The organism is Diaphorobacter oryzae DSM 22780 (assembly GCF_059568935.1).
Genome location: NZ_JCANUL010000012.1, coordinates 53,103 through 70,776, shown reverse-complemented (window position 1 = coordinate 70,776; position 17,674 = coordinate 53,103). Strand labels below are relative to the sequence as shown.

Annotated in this window: 16 protein-coding genes; 7 read left to right on the top strand and 9 right to left on the bottom strand. The window is 68.9% G+C overall.

The genetic code is table 11. From position 1 onward, the window contains the following. The first annotated feature begins 1 nt into the window (after window position 1). Both BP68_RS16145 and BP68_RS16140 read left to right on the top strand, forming a co-directional pair. A complete protein-coding gene (locus tag BP68_RS16145; RefSeq protein ID WP_496373601.1) occupies window positions 2-1,165 on the top strand; it encodes a methyltransferase in 1,164 nt (387 codons plus the stop codon). A gap of 96 nt (window positions 1,166-1,261) precedes the next feature. Continuing rightward, entirely contained in the window at window positions 1,262-2,281 is a 1,020-nt protein-coding gene (locus BP68_RS16140; protein WP_496373598.1) for a tRNA dihydrouridine synthase, read from the top strand. On the opposite strand, the gene BP68_RS16135 is transcribed toward BP68_RS16140, so the two are convergent. The 9 genes from BP68_RS16135 to BP68_RS16095 all read right to left on the bottom strand — a co-directional run bounded on the left by BP68_RS16135 (window position 2,241) and on the right by BP68_RS16095 (window position 12,759). Further along, the gene (locus BP68_RS16135; protein ID WP_496373596.1) at window positions 2,241-3,938 is read right to left on the bottom strand and encodes a phospholipase D family protein; all 1,698 of its coding nucleotides are present in this window, start codon (window positions 3,936-3,938) and stop codon (window positions 2,241-2,243) included. The two genes, BP68_RS16140 and BP68_RS16135, sit on opposite strands and share 41 nt — an antisense overlap. Before the next feature lie 24 nt (window positions 3,939-3,962). Beyond that, a complete protein-coding gene (gene ribD / locus BP68_RS16130) occupies window positions 3,963-5,075 on the bottom strand; it encodes a bifunctional diaminohydroxyphosphoribosylaminopyrimidine deaminase/5-amino-6-(5-phosphoribosylamino)uracil reductase RibD (protein ID WP_496373594.1) in 1,113 nt (370 codons plus the stop codon). Between the two features lie 36 nt (window positions 5,076-5,111). After that, entirely contained in the window at window positions 5,112-5,537 is a 426-nt protein-coding gene (locus BP68_RS16125; protein WP_496373592.1) for a type IV pilin protein, read from the bottom strand. Window positions 5,538-5,652: 115 nt separating this feature from the next. Continuing rightward, a complete protein-coding gene (locus BP68_RS16120) occupies window positions 5,653-9,129 on the bottom strand; it encodes a pilus assembly protein (protein ID WP_496373590.1) in 3,477 nt (1,158 codons plus the stop codon). An 83-nt stretch (window positions 9,130-9,212) separates the two neighbouring features. Beyond that, the gene (locus BP68_RS16115) at window positions 9,213-9,941 is read right to left on the bottom strand and encodes a pilus assembly PilX family protein (RefSeq protein ID WP_496373588.1); all 729 of its coding nucleotides are present in this window, start codon (window positions 9,939-9,941) and stop codon (window positions 9,213-9,215) included. Window positions 9,942-9,973: 32 nt separating this feature from the next. Continuing rightward, complete coding sequence (locus tag BP68_RS16110; protein WP_496373586.1) at window positions 9,974-10,837, bottom strand: prepilin-type N-terminal cleavage/methylation domain-containing protein; 864 nt, start codon at window positions 10,835-10,837, stop codon at window positions 9,974-9,976. Between the two features lie 33 nt (window positions 10,838-10,870). Continuing rightward, window positions 10,871-11,572 carry a type IV pilus modification protein PilV gene (gene pilV / locus BP68_RS16105; RefSeq protein ID WP_496373584.1) on the bottom strand — a complete coding sequence of 234 codons (702 nt, stop codon included), beginning with the start codon at window positions 11,570-11,572 and terminating at the stop codon, window positions 10,871-10,873. Then, window positions 11,560-12,129 carry a GspH/FimT family pseudopilin gene (locus BP68_RS16100; protein ID WP_496373582.1) on the bottom strand — a complete coding sequence of 190 codons (570 nt, stop codon included), beginning with the start codon at window positions 12,127-12,129 and terminating at the stop codon, window positions 11,560-11,562. Before BP68_RS16100 ends, pilV begins: the two co-directional genes overlap by 13 nt. Before the next feature lie 27 nt (window positions 12,130-12,156). Next, window positions 12,157-12,759: a GspH/FimT family pseudopilin gene (locus BP68_RS16095; protein ID WP_496373580.1), complete on the bottom strand. Its 603-nt coding sequence runs from the start codon at window positions 12,757-12,759 to the stop codon at window positions 12,157-12,159. A gap of 181 nt (window positions 12,760-12,940) precedes the next feature. On the opposite strand from BP68_RS16095, the gene cbiB reads away from it, so the two are divergent. From cbiB to BP68_RS16070, 5 genes are read left to right on the top strand one after another with little or no spacing between them, the layout of a single operon-like run. Beyond that, window positions 12,941-13,915, top strand: coding sequence for an adenosylcobinamide-phosphate synthase CbiB (gene cbiB / locus BP68_RS16090; protein ID WP_496373578.1), 975 nt, complete (start codon window positions 12,941-12,943; stop codon window positions 13,913-13,915). After that, on the top strand, window positions 13,908-14,954 hold the full coding sequence (locus tag BP68_RS16085; RefSeq protein WP_496373576.1) for an aminotransferase class I/II-fold pyridoxal phosphate-dependent enzyme: 1,047 nt from the start codon (window positions 13,908-13,910) through the stop codon (window positions 14,952-14,954). Before cbiB ends, BP68_RS16085 begins: the two co-directional genes overlap by 8 nt. A 55-nt stretch (window positions 14,955-15,009) precedes the next feature. After that, the gene (locus tag BP68_RS16080) at window positions 15,010-15,795 is read left to right on the top strand and encodes a HipA family kinase (RefSeq protein WP_496373717.1); all 786 of its coding nucleotides are present in this window, start codon (window positions 15,010-15,012) and stop codon (window positions 15,793-15,795) included. Continuing rightward, window positions 15,782-16,177, top strand: a complete 396-nt coding sequence (locus BP68_RS16075; protein ID WP_496373574.1) for a DUF3037 domain-containing protein — start codon at window positions 15,782-15,784, stop codon at window positions 16,175-16,177. The genes BP68_RS16080 and BP68_RS16075 overlap by 14 nt, the downstream gene beginning before the upstream one ends. A gap of 22 nt (window positions 16,178-16,199) precedes the next feature. Next, a complete protein-coding gene (locus BP68_RS16070; protein WP_496373572.1) occupies window positions 16,200-17,666 on the top strand; it encodes a cobyric acid synthase in 1,467 nt (488 codons plus the stop codon). Window positions 17,667-17,674: the final 8 nt, after the last annotated feature.

Sequence of the window (17,674 nt, the reverse complement as noted above, 5' to 3'; positions counted from 1 at the left end):
CATGATTCGTTGGAGCGAACACGGCGAGGACCGCTGTGCGCCGTGGCGCTCCGAAAGCGGCGCCAGCCCGCCGCGCCGCGTGGTGTTGGCCGACGACACGCTGGCGGCCGATGCCGCCTACCGGCTGATGTGCGAAGGCACGGGCCTGCTGTGGCGTGGCGATTTTCAGAACGCACGCCACCTGCTGGATGCGCTCAAGCGCCGCATCGACCGCCCCCGCAAGGGCGGCAAGCGCGGTGCACAGCCCGCCGCGGATTTCCCGCATGCCTTCCACTTGCACCGCCAGGCGCAGGCGCAGCGCGCCCGCCTGCTGGGGCTGCTGTTGATCGAGTTGCAGCCCGGCTGGGGCATGGCCCTGCGCCGCGCGCCCGACTGGCGCGTCGCCTGCACCGAGGCCTGGGGCGCCGCGCCCGAAACCTCCTGCATCGTCTCGCTGCGCGAGCTGCTGGGCGCCGTGGGCGCGCACGAGTGGCGCAAGAAGGGCGTGTATGTGCCCGCGCTGGAGGCGCAAATCCATCCGCACTACGGCGTGTTTTCGCCCGTGCGCGGCGAATACGTGGACCTGGTCGCCCAGGCGCCGCTGCCGCCGGGTGCGGAAGCGCTGGCCTTCGAGATCGGCGCAGGTACCGGCGTGCTGGCCGCCGTGCTGGCGCGGCGCGGCGTGGCCCGCGTGGTGGCGACCGAGCTGGACCCGCGTGCCCTGGCCTGCGCGGGCGACAACCTGGCGCGCCTGGGCCTGGCGGATCGCGTGGAGCTGCTGCAGGCCGACCTGTTCCCGCCCGCGAGCACGTTCGGGCGGGCCCCGCTCATCGTCTGCAACCCGCCCTGGTTGCCGGCCAAGGCCGGCGCGCCCATCGAGCGCGCGGTGTACGACGAGGACAGCCGCATGCTGCGCGGCTTTCTGGCGGGCCTGGCGGCGCACCTGGAGCCGCGGGGCGAGGGCTGGCTCATCCTCTCGGACCTGGCCGAGCATCTGCGCCTGCGCAGCCGGGACGACCTGCTGGGCTGGGTGGCGGCGGCGGGGCTGGAGGTGCGCGGCCGCCACGACATCCGGCCGCGCCACGGCAAGGCCACCGCCGGTGGCGATGCGCTGGCCGCCGCGCGCGCGGCCGAGGTCACCTCGCTGTGGCGCCTGGGCCTGGCCGGCGGCGCGCGGCAACCCTAGGCGCGTGCCGCCGCGGTCCATGCAAAACTCCTGTTTTGATAGCTGCTTGCGCTTATCTGGTAAGTGTTAGGGGCTGATTTGATTCAAAAGCCTTCCATGGGTATACCCGCACCGCTGCTGCTCGCCCCGATGGAGGGGCTGCTCGACTTCGTGCTGCGCGACGTGCTGACCCGCGTGGGCGGCGTGGACCGCTGCGTGTCCGAATTCATCCGGGTCACGGGCAGCCTGCTGCCCGACAAGGTGTTTCTGGGCTACATCCCCGAACTGCGCAACGGCGGGCGCACGCTGGCCGGCGTGCCCGTGCGGGCGCAGCTGCTGGGCTCGGACCCCGTGAGCATGGCCGAGAACGCCGCCCGCCTGGCCGCGCTGGGGCCCGAGGGCATTGACCTGAACTTCGGCTGTCCGGCCAAGACCGTCAACCGCCATGGCGGCGGCGCGGCCCTGTTGCGCGAGCCCGAGCGCATCGCCGCCGTGGTGGCGGCCGTGCGCCGCGCCGTGCCCGCGCACCTGCCCGTGTCGGCCAAGATGCGCCTGGGCTACGACGATGCTGGCCTGGCCCGCGAATGCGCGCAGGCCATGGCGCAGGGCGGGGCCTGCGAGCTGGTGGTGCATGCGCGCACCAAGGCCGATGGCTACCGCCCGCCCGCATACTGGGAGCAGATTCCCGCGATCCGCGCGGCGGTGGCCGTTCCCGTGGTGGCCAATGGCGAGATCTGGACCGTGGCCGACGCGCTGCGCTGCCGCAGCCTGTCGGGCTGCGACGCGCTAATGCTGGGCCGCGGCATGGTGGCCGACCCGGGCCTGGCGCTGGCGATTCGCGCGCGCGACCAGGGGCGTGCGGAGGCTGAGCTGTCCTGGGAGGCGCTGCTGCCGCAGATCGCCCGCTTCTGGCGCCTGGTGTGCGAAGACCTGGAGCCGCGCCAGCGCGCCGGCCGGCTCAAGCAGTGGCTGAACCTGCTGCGCCGGCGCTATCCAGAGGCGCAGCAGGCCTTCGACCAGGTGCGCGTAATGACCGACCAGCAGGCCATCACCGCCTGGGTGACGCGCACCGAGGGCGACGCCGCGGCAGCGCCGGCTACAGCAGGTGATCGGGCGCCAGCGGGCCCAGCAGCCTGAGCAGCAGGCGCAGGCCCAGGCCGCTGTCGGGATCGGTATGGGCGTCCGGCAGGCCGCTGCCCTCCGGGGCGTGCCACACCAGGCGGCCGTCGTCCTGGCGCGCCAGGCGCCAGGCGCTTTCGCGCATGGCGGCGTCGATTTGCCCGGCCGCCTCGGTGGCCAGGCCGCGGCTGCGGATCAGCAGGGCGATCTCGGTGTTGTGCAACTGCGAGCGCAGGTCCAGGTTCATCGAGCCCACCACCACCAGCCGGCCGTCCACCACCATGACCTTGGAGTGCAGCATGGAGCGCGACGCACCCGTGGTGCTGCCGGAGCTGCCGAAGGCCGAGCGCAGGCCGGCCTGCTCGCTGCGCAGCTCGTACAGCTCCACGCCCATGGCCAGCAGATCGTCGCGGTGGCGCGCATAGCCGACATGGGCGATGGGTGCGTCGTTGGAGGCGAGCGAGTTGGTCAGCACCCGCACACGCACGCCGCGTGACCGCGCCTGGGCGAAGGCGCGCTTCATGTCGTCGCCGGGCACGAAGTAGGGGGAGATGATGAGCAGCTCGCGCCGCGTGCGGCCCATGAGGCCGAGCAGTCCGTCGACCACCGTGTCCGCCGATGCGGTGGACGGCGGCAGCGTGTCGCGGGCAGCGGCGCCCCGCGTGCGCAGGGTGGCGGGCGTTCCGGGCTCTTCGCCGTCGAGCGCGATCTTGGTGGGCTTGTCCGCCAGCATCGCGGCCGGTGCCCAGGTGAATTCGGCGGTGTGCAGGTCCATGGGCTGCGTGTCCCAGACATGTGCGGCCTGCGCCGGCGGGGCCTGTGGTGCGGCCAATGGTGCGGGGGCTTGCTCTTCGGCAGGACCGTGGCTGTCCTGCAGCACCTGCGAGCGCAGGCGCTCCAGCTCCTGCGGCGTGATGAGCGACTGCACCGGGTAGGCGCGGGGGTTGTTCCAGTAACTGTCGAAGCTGCGCGACATGTCGGCCACGATGGGCCCGGCGGCCAGCACGTCGAGATCGACGAAGTTTTCTGCCTCCGACTTGCCGAAGTACGCATCGCCCAGGTTGCGCCCGCCTGTCACGCCCATCACGTTGTCGGCCAGGAAGAGCTTGTTGTGCATGCGCTGCTGCACGCGCGAGAAGTCCGTGATCGCGCCCCACAGGCGCCCCAGGGCGGAGGCGCGGGCGCCTGCCACCGGGTTGAACATGCGCATCTCGATATGCGGCTCGAACGCCATGCGCATCACCAGCGCATGGCGCCCGGTGCTGTGAAAGTCGTCCAGCAGAATGCGCACGCGCACCCCCCGCCGCGCGGCGGCCACCACGCTGTGCAGCAGGCGCTCGGTGCTGGCGTCGGCGTGGATGGCGTAGTACTGCAGGTCCAGCGTCTTTTGCGCCGCCTGCACCAGGGCCAGGCGGCTGCCGTAGGCCTCTTGCGGGCCGCTCAGCAGCATGAAGCCCGAGGGATGGCGGGCGCCCGCGGTGCGGCGGCGCGCGTCCACCAGTGCGGTGAGCGCCGTGGGTTCGCGCGCAGTGTCCAGCGCCGTGGAGACGGGCCTGTCCACCGCCTTGGGCAGGCCGGAGCAGCCGTAGCACACAAAAAGCGCCAGCCCTGTCAGTACGCACCAGCGGATCAGGGCCTGGACCGGTTGGTGGCGGTACGGTGTGGTGGCGGGCATGGTGCCGGCAGCTCCGTATGCAGTCTAGAAATCGGCACGCCCGGCCACGCGGGCCAGCAGCCGAACGTCCGGCCCCACCGGCTGCATGGAGTGGAACTCCATGCGCACGCCATCCGCCAGCGCCTGCAGCGGCCCCCAGTGGGCGAGCCCGGCGCCGCCGCTGCCCAGCAGGAGGGGGGCCAGGTAGAGCAGCAGCTCATCGACGAGCCCTTCGCGCAGGAAGGAACCGTTGAGCTTGTGCCCGGCCTCCAGGTGCAGCTCGTTCACGCCGCGCGTGTCCAGGTCGCGCAGCATTGCGGGCAGGTCCACCTTGCCATGGGCGTTGGGCAGCACGATGACGGTGGCGCCGCGCGCCTGCAGGGCCTCGGCCCTGTGCGCGTCTGCGTGGGCGGCGTACAGAAACACGCGCCGGCCGGGCACGTCGAAGAGCCGCGCGCCGGGCGGCGTCTGCAACCGGCTGTCCACAATCACCAGGTGCGGTTGGCGCGGGGTGGGTGCCTCGCGCACGTCCAGGCGCGGGTCGTCTTCCAGCACCGTGCCGATGCCGGTCAGCACCGCGCAGGCGCGCGCGCGCCAGGCATGCCCGTCCGCCCGGGCAGCGGGCGAGGTGATCCACTGGCTGGCGCCGTTGGCCAGCGCAGTCACGCCATCGAGCGAGGCCGCGGCTTTCATGCGCACCCAGGGCGTGCCGCGCACCATGCGGCTGAAGAAGCCGATGTTGAGTTCGCGCGACTGCGCAGCGCCCGGGCCCACCTCGACCGTCACCCCCGCCGCCCGCAATCGCGCAAAGCCTTGGCCCGCCACCATCGGATTGGGGTCGGCCAGGGACGCCACCACCTTCCCTATGCCGGCCTGGATCAGTGCGTCGCAGCACGGGCCGGTGCGGCCCTGGTGCGCGCAGGGCTCCAGCGTCACGTAGGCCGTTGCGCCGCGCACGTCGTGGCCGCGGGCCTGCGCATCGCGCAGCGCCATCACCTCGGCATGCGGGCCGCCCGCCTGCTGGGTGAAGCCCTGGCCCAGCACGGCGCCATCGCCACCGGCGATGACGCAGCCCACGCGCGGGTTGGGGTTGGAAAGACAAAGCGCCTGGGCGGCGAGCCCAAGCGCTTGGGTGATGAAGGAAGAGGCGTCTGTCATGGCGCTGCGATGGTAGCGCGCCATGTGTTCACCGGCTTACTTGCCCCAGCAGTCGGGGTCGTAGCCCGCTTGGCCAGACGTCTTGCCGTTGGCGCCGCGCAGTCCCGTGTGGCTCAGCGTGTAGGTGCCGCATTTGTCGCCAACCTGCGCACCTTTTGGGGTCGCGGTAAGCGTGAAGGCCGCGTTGGTGTTGCCTGCCTGGAAGCCGATGGTGTAGCGCTTGGTGCTGTCGCCGGACCAGGTGAGCGTTGCGGGCAGCGTCGTGGGGTACACGCCTTGCGCCGTCGCCGCGCGCTCCAGCCACTGCTGCGTCTGCAGCAGGCCGGCACGTGCATCGGCGCGGTGCCCGCGGCGGACATATTCGGCGTAGCTGGGGTAGGCGATGGCCGAGAGAATGCCGACGATCGCCACCACGATCATCAGCTCGATCAGGGTGAAGCCTTGGTGCTGGTGTTTCATCATCAAACCCGTTCAAAAACCATAGCTGGCTACGCTTTCCTGAAAACATTCCACAATAAAAAGTACTGTGAAACGTCCCCAGATAAGCGTGCGCAGCTATCAAAAGTGAGAGCGGAAGTTACCGCAGTTGGCGCCAGTTCGGGCGCATGGACATTTCCGGCATGCGGCGCATCTTCTCCTCGATGAGGTCCGAGCCCGAGCCGCCCGGCTTGGGTTGCCGGCCGCGCACGTGAACGCTGGACTCGCGCACCACCATCGTCAGGGCGCCCGGCGGAACGTTGAAGCGTGCCAGACCGGCAGGCCCGTCGATGATCGGCACGCGGGGCGCCCTGCCGTCCATGATGTTAATGAACGTGACGTACTGGCTTTCCTTGTCGACCGCGCCACCTTCGCAGCTTTCCACGGCTGGGTCCAGGCGCGAGCCCTTGGCAGGGATCTGGGAGGGCACCACCAGCAGGTTGCTACCGTCGTAGAACGGCATGGGCTTGAGCAGGCGCTCGCGGGTGAGGGGGAAGTCCATGTACCAGCCCTTCTTGGTCGCCCAGTCCAGGGTGGTGGCATCTACCGTCCAGAACTGCTTGCCGTCACGCGTGTGGTTTGCGCTGTTGGGAATCGTGCTTTCCACCAGAGCGCTTTGCGCTACGGCATGGGGCAGGTCGGCGGTGCTCTTTACCAGCTTGGCGCAGTCCCCGGCGTCGGAGGTACAGACCTCCACGCGGTCCAGATCCGCGCCCACACGCCGGTAGCGCGTGTTGTCCAGCACGGAGTACAGCGTTTGCTGCTGCAGCTCTGCTTGGTCCAGCTTGGTCACGTTGCGGCCGGTGCCGAAGGCCACCATGATGCCGCCCACGGGCAAGATCTTTTCTTCACCCCCCGCGTCGGTCACTTTTTTGGAGCGGTCGTTCACCCGCACCGAGGGTGCGGCGGTGATGGACTGTCTTGTCGAATGCCCCGTGTTGCCCGAATGCCCCGTGCCGCGGTTGGCTGTGAACAGCGGTGCGGCGCCCACGCCCTCCCAGGTGGCTACGCCCCATTCGCCCGAGACGTTGGAGGTGATGAGGAACTTCCACAGGTTACCCTTCAAGTCGCCCGCATACACCACGTCTGGCCGGCCATCGCCGTTGATGTCCACCAAGCGTGGGGCGGACAGGCCGTTGTCCGTGTCCGTCGCTAGCGCGGGAATGCGCAGCAGTTCCTTGGCGCCATCCAGATACTGGATCAGCAGCACGGGCCGCCCGTTGGCGCTGTTGTAGCCATTGCCCATGACGGCAGCCCAGCGGTTGTTGTTCAGGCGCACGATCTGCGTGGTGCGCTGGGGGTTGGTGTCGTCCATCACCGGCTTGGCGAAGATGTGGCCAAGGTCGTCCACGTCGTCGTTGCCTGCGGAGGAGGTGCTGGCCGGATGCGTCTTATCCATTACCACCAGGCTGCTGGCATTGCCTTCGACGAAGGAGCCCGTGCCCGTGCCGTCCGTCTTGCCGGGGTTGGTCACATCGAGCACGAAGTAGCCCCGGCCGCCCGCGCCCAGCGTGCCCACTAGCAGGGTCTTCCATGCGCTGTCAAACACGTCGCCCGTCATGGGCGAGCCGTCGACGAAGTACTGGTGGTTGTTGTTGAAGGTAGGATTGGTGAGCTTGGGCAGGTCGCGCATCACGCCGCGGGGCACGTAGGCGATGCGCTCCGTGCCATCCTTGGCTGTAAAACCGTGCAGCATGCCGTCATTGCCGCCCACATAGAGCATAGGCTCGCGCTTGCTCCAGTCGCGGGTGAAGGCCTGGTAGCCTGCCAGCGCATAGTTGCTCACGGGCGCGCCCAGATACCACACCTCGGAGTTGACGATGCTGCCCTGGCGGCTCCAGCGGTGGCGGAAGGGCGCGCTATCGGTGCACCCCCCGGCGGGCGTTGGGGTGGGGCACTCCAGGCCGCGCTCACCGCGCAGGAACCTTACGCGCTTGTCGCCATCGGCACCATTGGTGCCAGAGGGGCCGCCGTCAGGCGAGCCCACCTGGGTCAAGAGGGAGCGCTGTGCGGGGCTCAGGCTGCTGCTGAGCCATTTGAAAGTTGCACCGCCCACTTCCGTTGTGCTTCCGGTGGGGATGGTGTCGTTCCAGGTCAGGATCAGACGGGTGGATACGTCGAAGCCCGTGGCATCCAGCTTGTCGGCTGTGGTCTTGCCATCCCAGGCGGGCACAGTGGTGCCGTCCTCGCTCTTGAAAGTCTCGGACGACACTGCGCCCCGCCAGCCTTCCTTGGGCATGTAGCTGGCCGTGAAGATGCCCACGTCGTTTTGCGATGCATTGCTACCGCTGGTGGCGGTGGAGCCCCGGTCGGGTTCGGTTTCGGTGTTGATGGTGCGAACGATCTGCTGGAATGCCCTTTTCAGATCTTCGCCCTTCTCCACAGCGTAGAACTGGCCTCGGCCGTTGAGCGCGGCGTGCCACATGTCGTGGCCTCTGTCTTTGCCATAGGCGCGCCAGACGTAGGTGCCGTTGGCGTAGTCGGCCAGGTTGCCGTCGTCTCCATACGGCAGCAAGGACGTTGGTGCTGTGATTGCACCCATATCTGAGCCTGTTGAGTTGTAGTTCTTCTTGGGAAGTGCGTCGGCGCTGAACCCGATGGTGAAGGTGACCATGTGCGCCCAGTCGGCCGGGTTGTATTTCGGGTTCCAGAATTTTTGCAGCGTCGCCGTCGTGCCGGTACTGCGGTTCTTGATGGTTTCGGTCGCTGGCGCGTTGTCATATTCGGGCAGGGGCGATACCTTGCCTTTGAGGTCGCTCGCGCTCTGCAGTCTGTCGGCCCAGCTCTTGAAGGCCCAGTCGGCAACAGTGGTGTAGTTTTCGCCGTCGCGGTAGAGGCGGTTTTCCGCCGAGGCTATGCCATAGGTTTTGCCGTTAGGCAGGGTTGCGGCCGTGCCATCGTAGTTGCGGGGATCGGTTTTTCGCTCGGAGCCATTCCATTCGCCGTCGGTCAGCAGGATGTGGTAGTTGCGGCGGCAACCCAGGGGCTTGTTGTCGTTCTTGGCATCTGCCAACTGTGTGCCTGGTTTGTCAGCCCAGGGGCCGTTTTTGTGTAGGGCTGCGCGCATGTACTGGTCTGCCCGCTGCACCATGTCATGGGTGGGGGTGCCGCCGCTAACTTTGTAGTTGTTCGCGTACGCGATGAAGTTGGTGCGGTGACTACCTTCCAGTACACGCATCAGGTTGTGGCTGTTTGCTTCGCTCGCTGCAGCCGTGCCCAGGTTACTGAAAGTCAGTCCACTGACGGTGGTATTGCCGTGCATGGATTGCCAAGCTAAACGGATTTTTCCGTCTGGCAGCAGTGTGGTGTCATTGAACGTGTCTTTGAGGGCTTTTGCAAGCACTTGGGCACGCGTGCCCAAGTAGGCGCCGGTTTTGCTGTCGAACATGCCCCCACCCATACTGCCTGAATCGTCTAGCGACAGGATGACGTTCGGCGCGACATAAGGCTCCACCGTGCCCGGCGGTGCCTGGGCAAAGTCCAGCGCCATTGCGCCGTGAGGTGCGAGCACTGTGCCGATCAGCGAAGCGAGCAGTGTTTTTCTGAAATGGGTGCGGGAGGGGGCATGAGAGGGCATGACGTTCTCCTAATTGAATTTGATTTGAATGGGGTCCACAGGGCTTGTGTATAAATCTCTGTTAGCTATTGCTTTAATAGCTATCAGTCCTTGAGCCTGTGCCGCACATAGGTTTGCTGCAGGACAACCCGCGTGTTCTCCTTGCGGCCTTGGGCCATGGCGGTGACGCGGTAGATCACGTTGGGCTGGATGTTGGGCGCCAGGTAGTCGGCAGAGCCGGCAAGGACATTGGCGTTGGCCGCGTCGGGGGTGTAGGGCAGCACTTCAATCCAATACCAGCCGCCTTGACCTGCATCGGTGTTGCGCAGGATGGGGTTGGCGGGTGCATTGGCGTCACCTACTTGGGCGCCGGTGTAGGTGCCGTAGCGCACGCCCGCGTCTTGCATGGCGGTCAGGCTGACGCTCTCGTTCCAGAAGTCCTGGTTGCCGGTGCGCTTTAGGCACAGCCCATCCCTGCAGCGAAGGCCGGTGCTGATGCCCTCCAGATCGGCGAGCAGTCTGGCGACGTCCTTGGCTTCCACGGGGAAATTGGTGGTACCGCCCCCGCGGCAGACGGGGGCAGTTCCGGTGCAGTTGCTGCCGTCGGCGCGTTCGCCGCGTATATCCATCTCCGCGTCTTGCAGCAGGGCCTGGGCGGCTTCGGTGGCGCGCTGGTGGTCGGCGTCGTTGCCCACGACCAGCTCATTGAACAGCGAGGTGCGCGATGCCCACAGCGCCAGCAGCATGGAGAGCATGACGAAGACCAGGACGACGAACAGGGCGACGCCGCGCTCGCGGTGCCTATGGCGCGGGTGGCATGGGGTGGTTGGCATGCATTGCGGCATGGTGGTGTTTCCGTCCATGGTTAGAGCACGGTGCCGGCCAGACCCTGGCCGCGCAACTGGAATACGTTGCGAAAGCTCAGGTGGATGCGCCGGGCGCGCTGGCCGGTAAGGGTGCTGTACTGGACTTGGCCGGTGCAGCCCGTGTATTCGCTGTCAGCAGGCAGGTCCACGGGCTCGTCGCCGAACAGTTCCAGGCAGACCTCGATGGCCTGTACCTTGGGCCAGCTGGCAGGGTCGGTGGGGGCGGATGCCACATAGCTGATCCGGGGGATGCCGGGATTGGTGCTGTTGTCCTGCAGCAGGTAGCGCACCTCAAAGGCGGCGACATTGCGCACGATGGGCTGGAAGGCATTGGTGCCATCGCCGCATTGCAGCTCGGTACCGCTCAGCCGGAAGTTGCTGCGCGTGGCGGTGCCTGCCGAGCTGCCCAGGCAGTTGACGGCCTGGGAGCCGTTGCCGGTGGTGAGATTCTCGGTGTAGTTGGCATAGCCGACGATGGGCCCGCCGTTTCGGACGCTGATGGTGTCGGTGGCTGGCTCCCAGCCGGTGGCTTCACCGGATGCCGCTGCGGCGCGGGCCTCCAGCGCCACGGGCAGCAGGTGGTCGAAGGCGTCGCTGGCGGCGGCGGCGCGGGCAGCGGGCGGATAGAGGTCGAGGCGTAGTGAGCCTGCCTGGCGCATCTGTTGGCCGATGACGCGCATGGCATAGGCGCCTTGTTGCTGGATCTCGCTGGCGTCGCTGACGGTGCCGCTGACGCCGCGTGAGACCATGAGTGCGCCCATGGCAACGGCGACGGTCAGCAGGCCAAGGGCCAGGCCGACCATTAGTTCGACGAGGGTGACGCCGCGCTGGCGGCGTGCGGCGGGGTGCTTGGATGGGGTCATGCGGTGTACCTTGCGGAGGGTGTTGGGTGTGTGTCAGGCACCTGCACAGAAGTACCAGGTCTGGCCGCCCCAGAAGTCGGGGGCGCAGCGGGCACTGATGGGGATGTATTGCAGGTGGCAGGTGAAGCCCCCCACGCTGCAGCCGCTGTCCAGGGTGGTCTTGCCGGTGCCACTGATGAAGCTGCTGCCGCTCTTGGTCTTGGTGGCGTCAATGTTGTCCTTGAAGGCGGTATTGGCGTCGGCGCGCTCGTTTTCGCGCCAGCGCAGCATGACGCCCAACTGGCGCTGGTTGCCGGTGGCCCCGTCCTCGCCTTCGGTGAGGAAGACGACACCGTCGCCTGCGGGCAGGCTGTCGCGCACCAGCGTGCGCCAGGCCCACAGGTCGTAGGCGGCAAGCTGGTCTGGGTTGCATGAGGCGGCGGCGCAGTTGGTGCCGGGTGCACTCAGCGCCGCATTCCAGGTGTCGCCGATGTAGCTGGCCGTGCCTCCGGCCAAGGGGTTGACGGCGTTGAGGGCATTGGGGTGCACCTTCAGCCGCTCGCTCAGGTCTTCGATCAGCCGAATGGCCTGGGCGCGGCGCACGGTGGTCTGCGTGTCGCTCAGGGTGCGCATCTGCATGCCCAGTACGCCCAGCACGCCCAGGGCGGCGATGGCGATGGCCACCAGCGATTCGATCAGGGTGATGCCACGCTGGTAGGGGGGCTGTGCTGCTTGCATGGGTTTCAGGGGGTGCATGGAATGGCCTCTGGGGGAATGACTCGGATGCGTCCGCCGGAGCTCATGCAGACGCCGCGAGCGGCGGGATCGTTCATGTCCTTATTCATGGGAGTCAGGCTGAACCCGAGCCAGGGACCGCTCACCAGCCCCCAACGGTTGAGCTTGATGGTGGCCGCTCCACCCGTGCGGAGAACCTCCACATTGGCAGGGGTGTCGTAGCGTTGAAGAACGGGCTCGCTGGTGGTGCAGCGGCCGTTGTCGTTGGTGTCGGCACAGACGAACCAGCCGCAATGCCATTCGCGGTCCTGCTTCGCCGTGGTACAGCCGCTGGTGTTGTTGGGCAGCTTCTGGATGACCACCCCACCGCCGCGCTTGACGGCCTCGGAACGCGCGTAGTACAGGGTGTGCTTGAGCTGCTCAGTGGTTTGCATGACGCGCCAGCGTTCGATGAGGGGCGTGAAGCTGGGGCCGGCCAATGCGGCCAGCACCGCCAGCACCGCGACTGTCACCATGAGCTCGATCACCGTGAAGCCGTTGCTGGGCCAGTGCGGTGGACGTGGGGAGGCAGTGCGCATGGTGTCTCTCCTCTCGGGTGTGGAGCGTCAGGAGCATGAGTCGCTCCCCTTCACTTGCACGATGCGCCCCCCGGTGCCGGTGCACAGCCGGGTCGCGCCATTAGCGTTTGCGTCCTTGCCCTGGGGCGTGAGCAGGAAGTCCAGGGCGGTGGGGGCGCCGCCGCCGTGCGCCAGCATGCCCCAGCGGTCCACGGTGAGGTAGCCATTGCTGCCGGTCAGCTCGATCGCGACCCGGTTTGGGGGAGCGGTGAGCTGAAGGGATGTCTCGCCGGCATCCTTGGTGCCATTGCCGTTGGCGTCGGCAAAAACCTCCCAACCGCAGCCCCACAGGGTGTTGCTGCCCGCGTTGGTGCAGCCGTCCATGTCGCTGGACTTGAGGATGGACACGCCGCCGCCGCGCTTGATGGCCTCCGATCGGGCGAAGTACAGGGTGGATTCCAGCTCCTGCGCTGCCTGGCGCACGCGCCAGCGCTCAATGAGCGGGGTGAAGCTGGGCGCGGCCAGCGCGGCCAGCACGGCCATGATGGCCACTGTCACCATCAACTCGATGGCCGTGAAGCCGCGTTGGGCGGATTGAGAGGCGCGGGCAGGGAGCCTTGGTGTGTTACAGGGAGCGCACAGGGATTGCATGCCGGGCATGCTAGGTAGGGTGTGCCTGGCTGCCACCCCATGCGTGGACGAGCGGAGCCTGGGGCAGGACGGGCGGTCGATGTATGTTGTATCTGGCGCATTGGATTGGTAACAGGTGTGACATGGATCGTCTGCCTGGCGTTCCGGCATGGGGCGGCCGCATTCGCGGTAGGCTCGCCCCATGGTTTTTGGGACTCTGGACTACGCCGTGCCCGCCGCGGCCCTGCTGCTGGCGCTGGCCATCGACCGCTGGTGGGGCGAGCCGCCCGTGCCCCTGCACCCCGTGGTGTGGATGGGGCGGGCGCTGGGGGCCGGTGGTGCGCGGGTGGCGCCGGGGCAGGCAACGGAGCGGGATTTAGGGGCTTTTTGGCTTGCAGCGCTTGTGTGGTGTGCGCTTGCAGCTATTGTTTTGATAGTTTCTGCCGCACTGCAGCAGGCTGCCCTGGCGTACCTGCCGGGCTGGGCCGCCGCCGCCGTACTGGCGCTGCTGCTCAAGCCGCTGCTGGCCTGGCGCATGCTGCGCACCGAGGTGCTGGCCGTGGAGGCCGCCCTGGCCGAATCGCTGGCGGCCGGGCGCGAGCGGCTGTCCTGGCTGGTGAGCCGCGACGTGCAGCGGCTCGACGCCGTCACGGTGCGCGAAAGCGCCATCGAATCCCTGGCCGAGAACCTCAGCGATTCGGTGGTCGCGCCGCTGTTCTGGTTCGTGCTGCTGGGCCTGCCGGGGGCGGCGCTGTACCGCTTTGCCAACACGGCCGACGCCATGTGGGGCTACCCGGGCATGCGCGGCGGCCGCTACTGGCAGTGGGCTGGCAAGTGGGCGGCGCGGGCGGACGACGTGCTGTCGTGGCTGCCCGCGCGGCTGACGGCGCTGCTGCTGTACGCCGTGGCGCGTGGCGCCGTGCGCTGGGGCGCCCTGCGCGCGCAGGCCCGCACCACGCCATCGCCCAACGGCGGCTGGCCCATGGCGGCCATGGCGCTGGCGCTGGGGGTGCGGCTGTCCAAGCCCGGCGCGTATGCGCTGAATGCCCCGGGGCGCTCGGCCCAGGCCGCGGACACGCAGTGTGCCGTGGATTTGGCATCCAAATCGATTGCGGCGCTTATCCCTGTTGCGCTGGCAGCTATTGTATTGATAGCTATAGTGCGCACCCATGCCTGAGCCATTTCCCCTGCACGGCGGCCCGGATGCGCTGGGCGTGCCGCGGTACGACTTTTCCACCAATGCCAACGCCTGCGGCCCCAGTCCCCAGGCGCTGGCGGCCCTGCAGCAGGCCGACCGCCGCCACTACCCCGACCCGGCCTACACGGCGCTGCGGACGCAGTTGGCGGCGTTCCATGGCGTGGCGGCCGAGCGCATCGTGATCGCCGCCAGCGCCAGCGAGTTCATCCACCGCATCAGCGCCTTTGCCGCGCGCAGCGGTCTGCGCCACGCCACCGTGCCCGCGCATGGCTATGGCGACTACCTGAGGGCCGCGCGCACCTGGGGGTTGCAGAACGGTGCGGGGGCGGCTGCGCAGCCAGCGCCCGCGCTGCACTGGGCCTGCGAGCCCGCCAGCCCGCTGGGCACGCGCGATGCCGCGCTGGCCTGCTGGGCGCAGGCCGGCGCCGCGCCCGGCGCGCTGCGCGTGATCGACCGCGCCTACGCCCCGCTGCGCCTGGATGCGGCCGTTGCCGCTGCTGCCGACGCCGTGCCCGGCGATGTGTGGCAGATGTTGACGCCCAACAAGGCCCTGGGCCTGACCGGCGTGCGCGCCGCCTACGCCATTGCGCCGCCTGCGGCCGTGCAGGACGGCAGCGTGGCGGCCGTGCAGGCGCTGGCCCCCTCGTGGCCCCTGGGGGCGGACGGCGTGGCGCTGCTTGGCGCCTGGGTGCGGGCCGACACGCAGGACTGGTTGGCGCGCTCGCTCGACCAGCTGCGCGGCTGGAAGGCCGCGCAGCTGCGGCTGTGCGCGCAACTGGGCTGGGCCGTGCTGCCGGGCAGCCTGGCCAACTTCTTCACCGCCCGCCCGCTGGCGGCGGACGACCTGCCCGCCCTGCAGCGCGCGCTGCAGGCGCTGCGCGCGCGCGGCATCAAGCTGCGCGACTGCGCGTCCTTCGGGCTGCCCGGCCATGTGCGGCTGGGCGTGCTCGCGCCCGAGGCGCAGCAGGCGCTGCTGCAGGCGTGGCAGGAATGCCGGCCGGGCGCGGCGCTGCCGTGAGGCCGGCCGCGACCCTGCCGCTACCATGTGCCGCATGCATTCCGAACCTTCAGCCCTGCGCACCATCCTGGTGGAGCGCTACGTCACGCCGCTGCGTGAAGGCGGCTCCATGCCCGCCGTGGTCGAGGCCGACGACCAGGGTACCTATGTGCTCAAGTTCCGCGGCGCGGGCCAGGGCGTGCGTGCGCTCATGGCCGAGATCATCGCGGGCGGCATCGCCCGCGCGCTGGGCCTGCCCGTGCCCGAGATCGTGCTGGCGCGGCTCGACCCCCAGCTCGCGCGCACCGAGCCCGACCCCGAGATACAGGAGCTGATCCGCGCCAGCGGAGGGCTGAACGTGGCGCTGGACTACCTGTCGGGCGCCGTGAACTTCGACCCCTGCGTGGACGTGGTGGAACCGGACTTCGCCGCGCGCCTGGTGTGGTTCGACACCCTGGTGAGCAATGTGGACCGCACCGCGCGCAACACCAACCTGCTCATGTGGCACCGCATGCCCTGGCTCATCGACCATGGCGCCAGCCTGAGCTTTCACCATGCCTGGAACGGTACGGTGGCCGATGCGGCCAAGCCCTTCGCCCCCATTGCCGAGCATGTGCTGCTGCCGCTGGCCGATGCCCTGCCGCGGGTCGACGCCGAACTGGCGCCGCTGCTCACGCGCCAGGCGCTGCAGGCCTGCGTGGCCGCCGTACCCGACAGCTTTCTGGAGCAGGCTGCCGCCGACCATGCGGATGGTGCGCTGGCCGACCCCGCCGCGCACCGCGCGGCCTACGTGCGCTATTTCGAGGCGCGCCTGGCCGAGCGCGGCCGCTGGCTGCAAGGAGCGATTGATGCCCGCGGCTGAGGTCTACGACTACGCCATCGTGCGGGTGGTGCCGCGCGTGGAGCGCGAAGAGTTCATCAACGCGGGCGTGATCGTTTCATGCCAGCGCACGCGCTTCCTGCAGGCGGCCGTGGAACTGGACGAGCCGCGCCTGCTGGCGCTGGACCCGCGGGCCGACGTGCAGACCGTGCGCCGCCATTTGCAGGCCATCGTCGCCATCTGTGCGGGCGTGCCCGAAGGCGGCCCGATCGCGCAGTTGCCCTTGCGCGCGCGCTTTCACTGGCTTACGGCCAAGCGCAGCAGCATCATCCAGACATCGCCCGTGCACACGGGCCTGTGCACCGACTCGCAGGAGGCCCTGCGGCGCATCCTCGACCGCATGGTGCGGCTGCCGCAACCCTGAACAACGACAAGAAGGACGATCCATGACCGCCTCCTGCATCATGGTGCTGGGCACCAGCAGCGGCGCCGGCAAGAGCTGGCTGGCCACGGCACTGTGCCGCCACTACGCCAACCAAGGCCTGAAGGTGGCGCCCTTCAAGGCGCAAAACATGAGCAACAACGCGCGCGTGGTGGCCGCCGAGGGCGACGCCTTTGGCGAGATCGGCAGCGCGCAGTACTTCCAGGCCCTGGCCGCGCGCGCCGTGCCCGACGTGCGCATGAACCCGCTACTGCTCAAGCCCGAGGCCGACACCAAGAGCCAGGTGGTGCTGCTGGGGCAGGTGAGCGACGAACTCTCGCAGCTGCCCTGGCGCGGGCGCAGCCAGCGCGTGTGGCCGCAGATCGCGGCCGCGCTCGACGCGCTGTGTGCCGAGAACGACGTGGTGGTCATCGAGGGCGCGGGCTCGCCCGCCGAGATCAACCTCATGGCCAGCGACGTGGTCAACATGCGCGTGGCGCGGCATGCGCAGGCGCGCTGCCTGCTGGTGACCGACATCGACCGCGGCGGCGCCTTCGCCCACCTGTACGGCACTTGGGCGCTGCTGCCCGAGGACGAGCGCGCGCTCATCCACGGCTTCGTGCTCAACAAGTTCCGTGGCGACGCGGCGCTGCTGGCCCCCGCGCCGCAGATGCTGCAGGACAAGACCGGCGTGCCCGTGGTCGCCACCATCCCCATGCAGTGGCACCACGGCCTGCCCGAGGAAGACGGCGTGTTCGACGCCCGCAGCACCGGCCAGGGCGCCATTCACACGCGCATCGCCGTCGTCGCCTATCCGCGCATCAGCAACCTGGACGAGTTCCAGCCGCTGAAGAACGTCCCGGGGGTGCAGCTCACCTGGGCGCGCTGCCCGGCCGAGGTGGACGGCGCCGACTGGATCATCCTGCCCGGCTCCAAGGCCACGGCGGCGGACCTGGCCTGGCTGCGTGCCCAGGGGCTGGATGCGGCGGTCGCCCGCCACGCCGCGCGCGGCGGGCGCGTGCTGGGCATCTGCGGCGGCCTGCAGATGCTGGGCGAGGCGCTGATCGACACCGTGGGCGTGGATGGCAATGCGCCCGGCCTGGGCCTGCTGCCGCTGGTGACCAGCTTCGAGGCCGCCAAGACCGTGCGGCCCACGCGCACGCGTTTCGGCGCGGTGCAGGGTGCGTGGCAGGCGCTGGCAGGGGGGGAAGTGCAGGGCTATGAAATCCACCACGGCCAGACCGCGCAGCACCCGGCCATGGCCGCCCAGGGCGATGTGGCGCGCGAGGTGGTGCCCGGCCTGGCCTGGCAGAACTCGGCGGGCCATGTGCTGGGCCTGTACCTGCATGGGATGTTTGAGGACCCCGCCGTGGTGCGCGCGCTGTTTGGCGCGCAAGCCCCCACGCTGGATGAGGTGTTTGATGCCCTGGCCGACTGCCTGGCCCGGCATACGGAGCCGGGCGTGCTGCAAGCGCTGATCGCCCGCGCGTAGAGGGCGCG

What these genes read in the sequence shown, in the direction of transcription:
- BP68_RS16125 (WP_496373592.1), bottom strand. Translation starts at nt 5,537, where the DNA reads ATGATGAAACACCAGCACCAAGGCTTCACCCTGATCGAGCTGATGATC.
- BP68_RS16115 (WP_496373588.1), bottom strand. Translation starts at nt 9,941, where the DNA reads ATGCCAACCACCCCATGCCACCCGCGCCATAGGCACCGCGAGCGCGGC.
- BP68_RS16140 (WP_496373598.1), top strand. Translation starts at nt 1,262, where the DNA reads ATGGGTATACCCGCACCGCTGCTGCTCGCCCCGATGGAGGGGCTGCTC.
- BP68_RS16070 (WP_496373572.1), top strand. Translation starts at nt 16,200, where the DNA reads ATGACCGCCTCCTGCATCATGGTGCTGGGCACCAGCAGCGGCGCCGGC.
- BP68_RS16075 (WP_496373574.1), top strand. Translation starts at nt 15,782, where the DNA reads ATGCCCGCGGCTGAGGTCTACGACTACGCCATCGTGCGGGTGGTGCCG.
- BP68_RS16120 (WP_496373590.1), bottom strand. Translation starts at nt 9,129, where the DNA reads ATGCCCTCTCATGCCCCCTCCCGCACCCATTTCAGAAAAACACTGCTC.
- BP68_RS16135 (WP_496373596.1), bottom strand. Translation starts at nt 3,938, where the DNA reads ATGCCCGCCACCACACCGTACCGCCACCAACCGGTCCAGGCCCTGATC.
- cbiB (WP_496373578.1), top strand. Translation starts at nt 12,941, where the DNA reads ATGGTTTTTGGGACTCTGGACTACGCCGTGCCCGCCGCGGCCCTGCTG.
- ribD (WP_496373594.1), bottom strand. Translation starts at nt 5,075, where the DNA reads ATGACAGACGCCTCTTCCTTCATCACCCAAGCGCTTGGGCTCGCCGCC.
- BP68_RS16110 (WP_496373586.1), bottom strand. Translation starts at nt 10,837, where the DNA reads ATGACCCCATCCAAGCACCCCGCCGCACGCCGCCAGCGCGGCGTCACC.
- BP68_RS16095 (WP_496373580.1), bottom strand. Translation starts at nt 12,759, where the DNA reads ATGCAATCCCTGTGCGCTCCCTGTAACACACCAAGGCTCCCTGCCCGC.
- pilV (WP_496373584.1), bottom strand. Translation starts at nt 11,572, where the DNA reads ATGCACCCCCTGAAACCCATGCAAGCAGCACAGCCCCCCTACCAGCGT.
- BP68_RS16100 (WP_496373582.1), bottom strand. Translation starts at nt 12,129, where the DNA reads ATGCGCACTGCCTCCCCACGTCCACCGCACTGGCCCAGCAACGGCTTC.
- BP68_RS16085 (WP_496373576.1), top strand. Translation starts at nt 13,908, where the DNA reads ATGCCTGAGCCATTTCCCCTGCACGGCGGCCCGGATGCGCTGGGCGTG.
- BP68_RS16145 (WP_496373601.1), top strand. Translation starts at nt 2, where the DNA reads ATGATTCGTTGGAGCGAACACGGCGAGGACCGCTGTGCGCCGTGGCGC.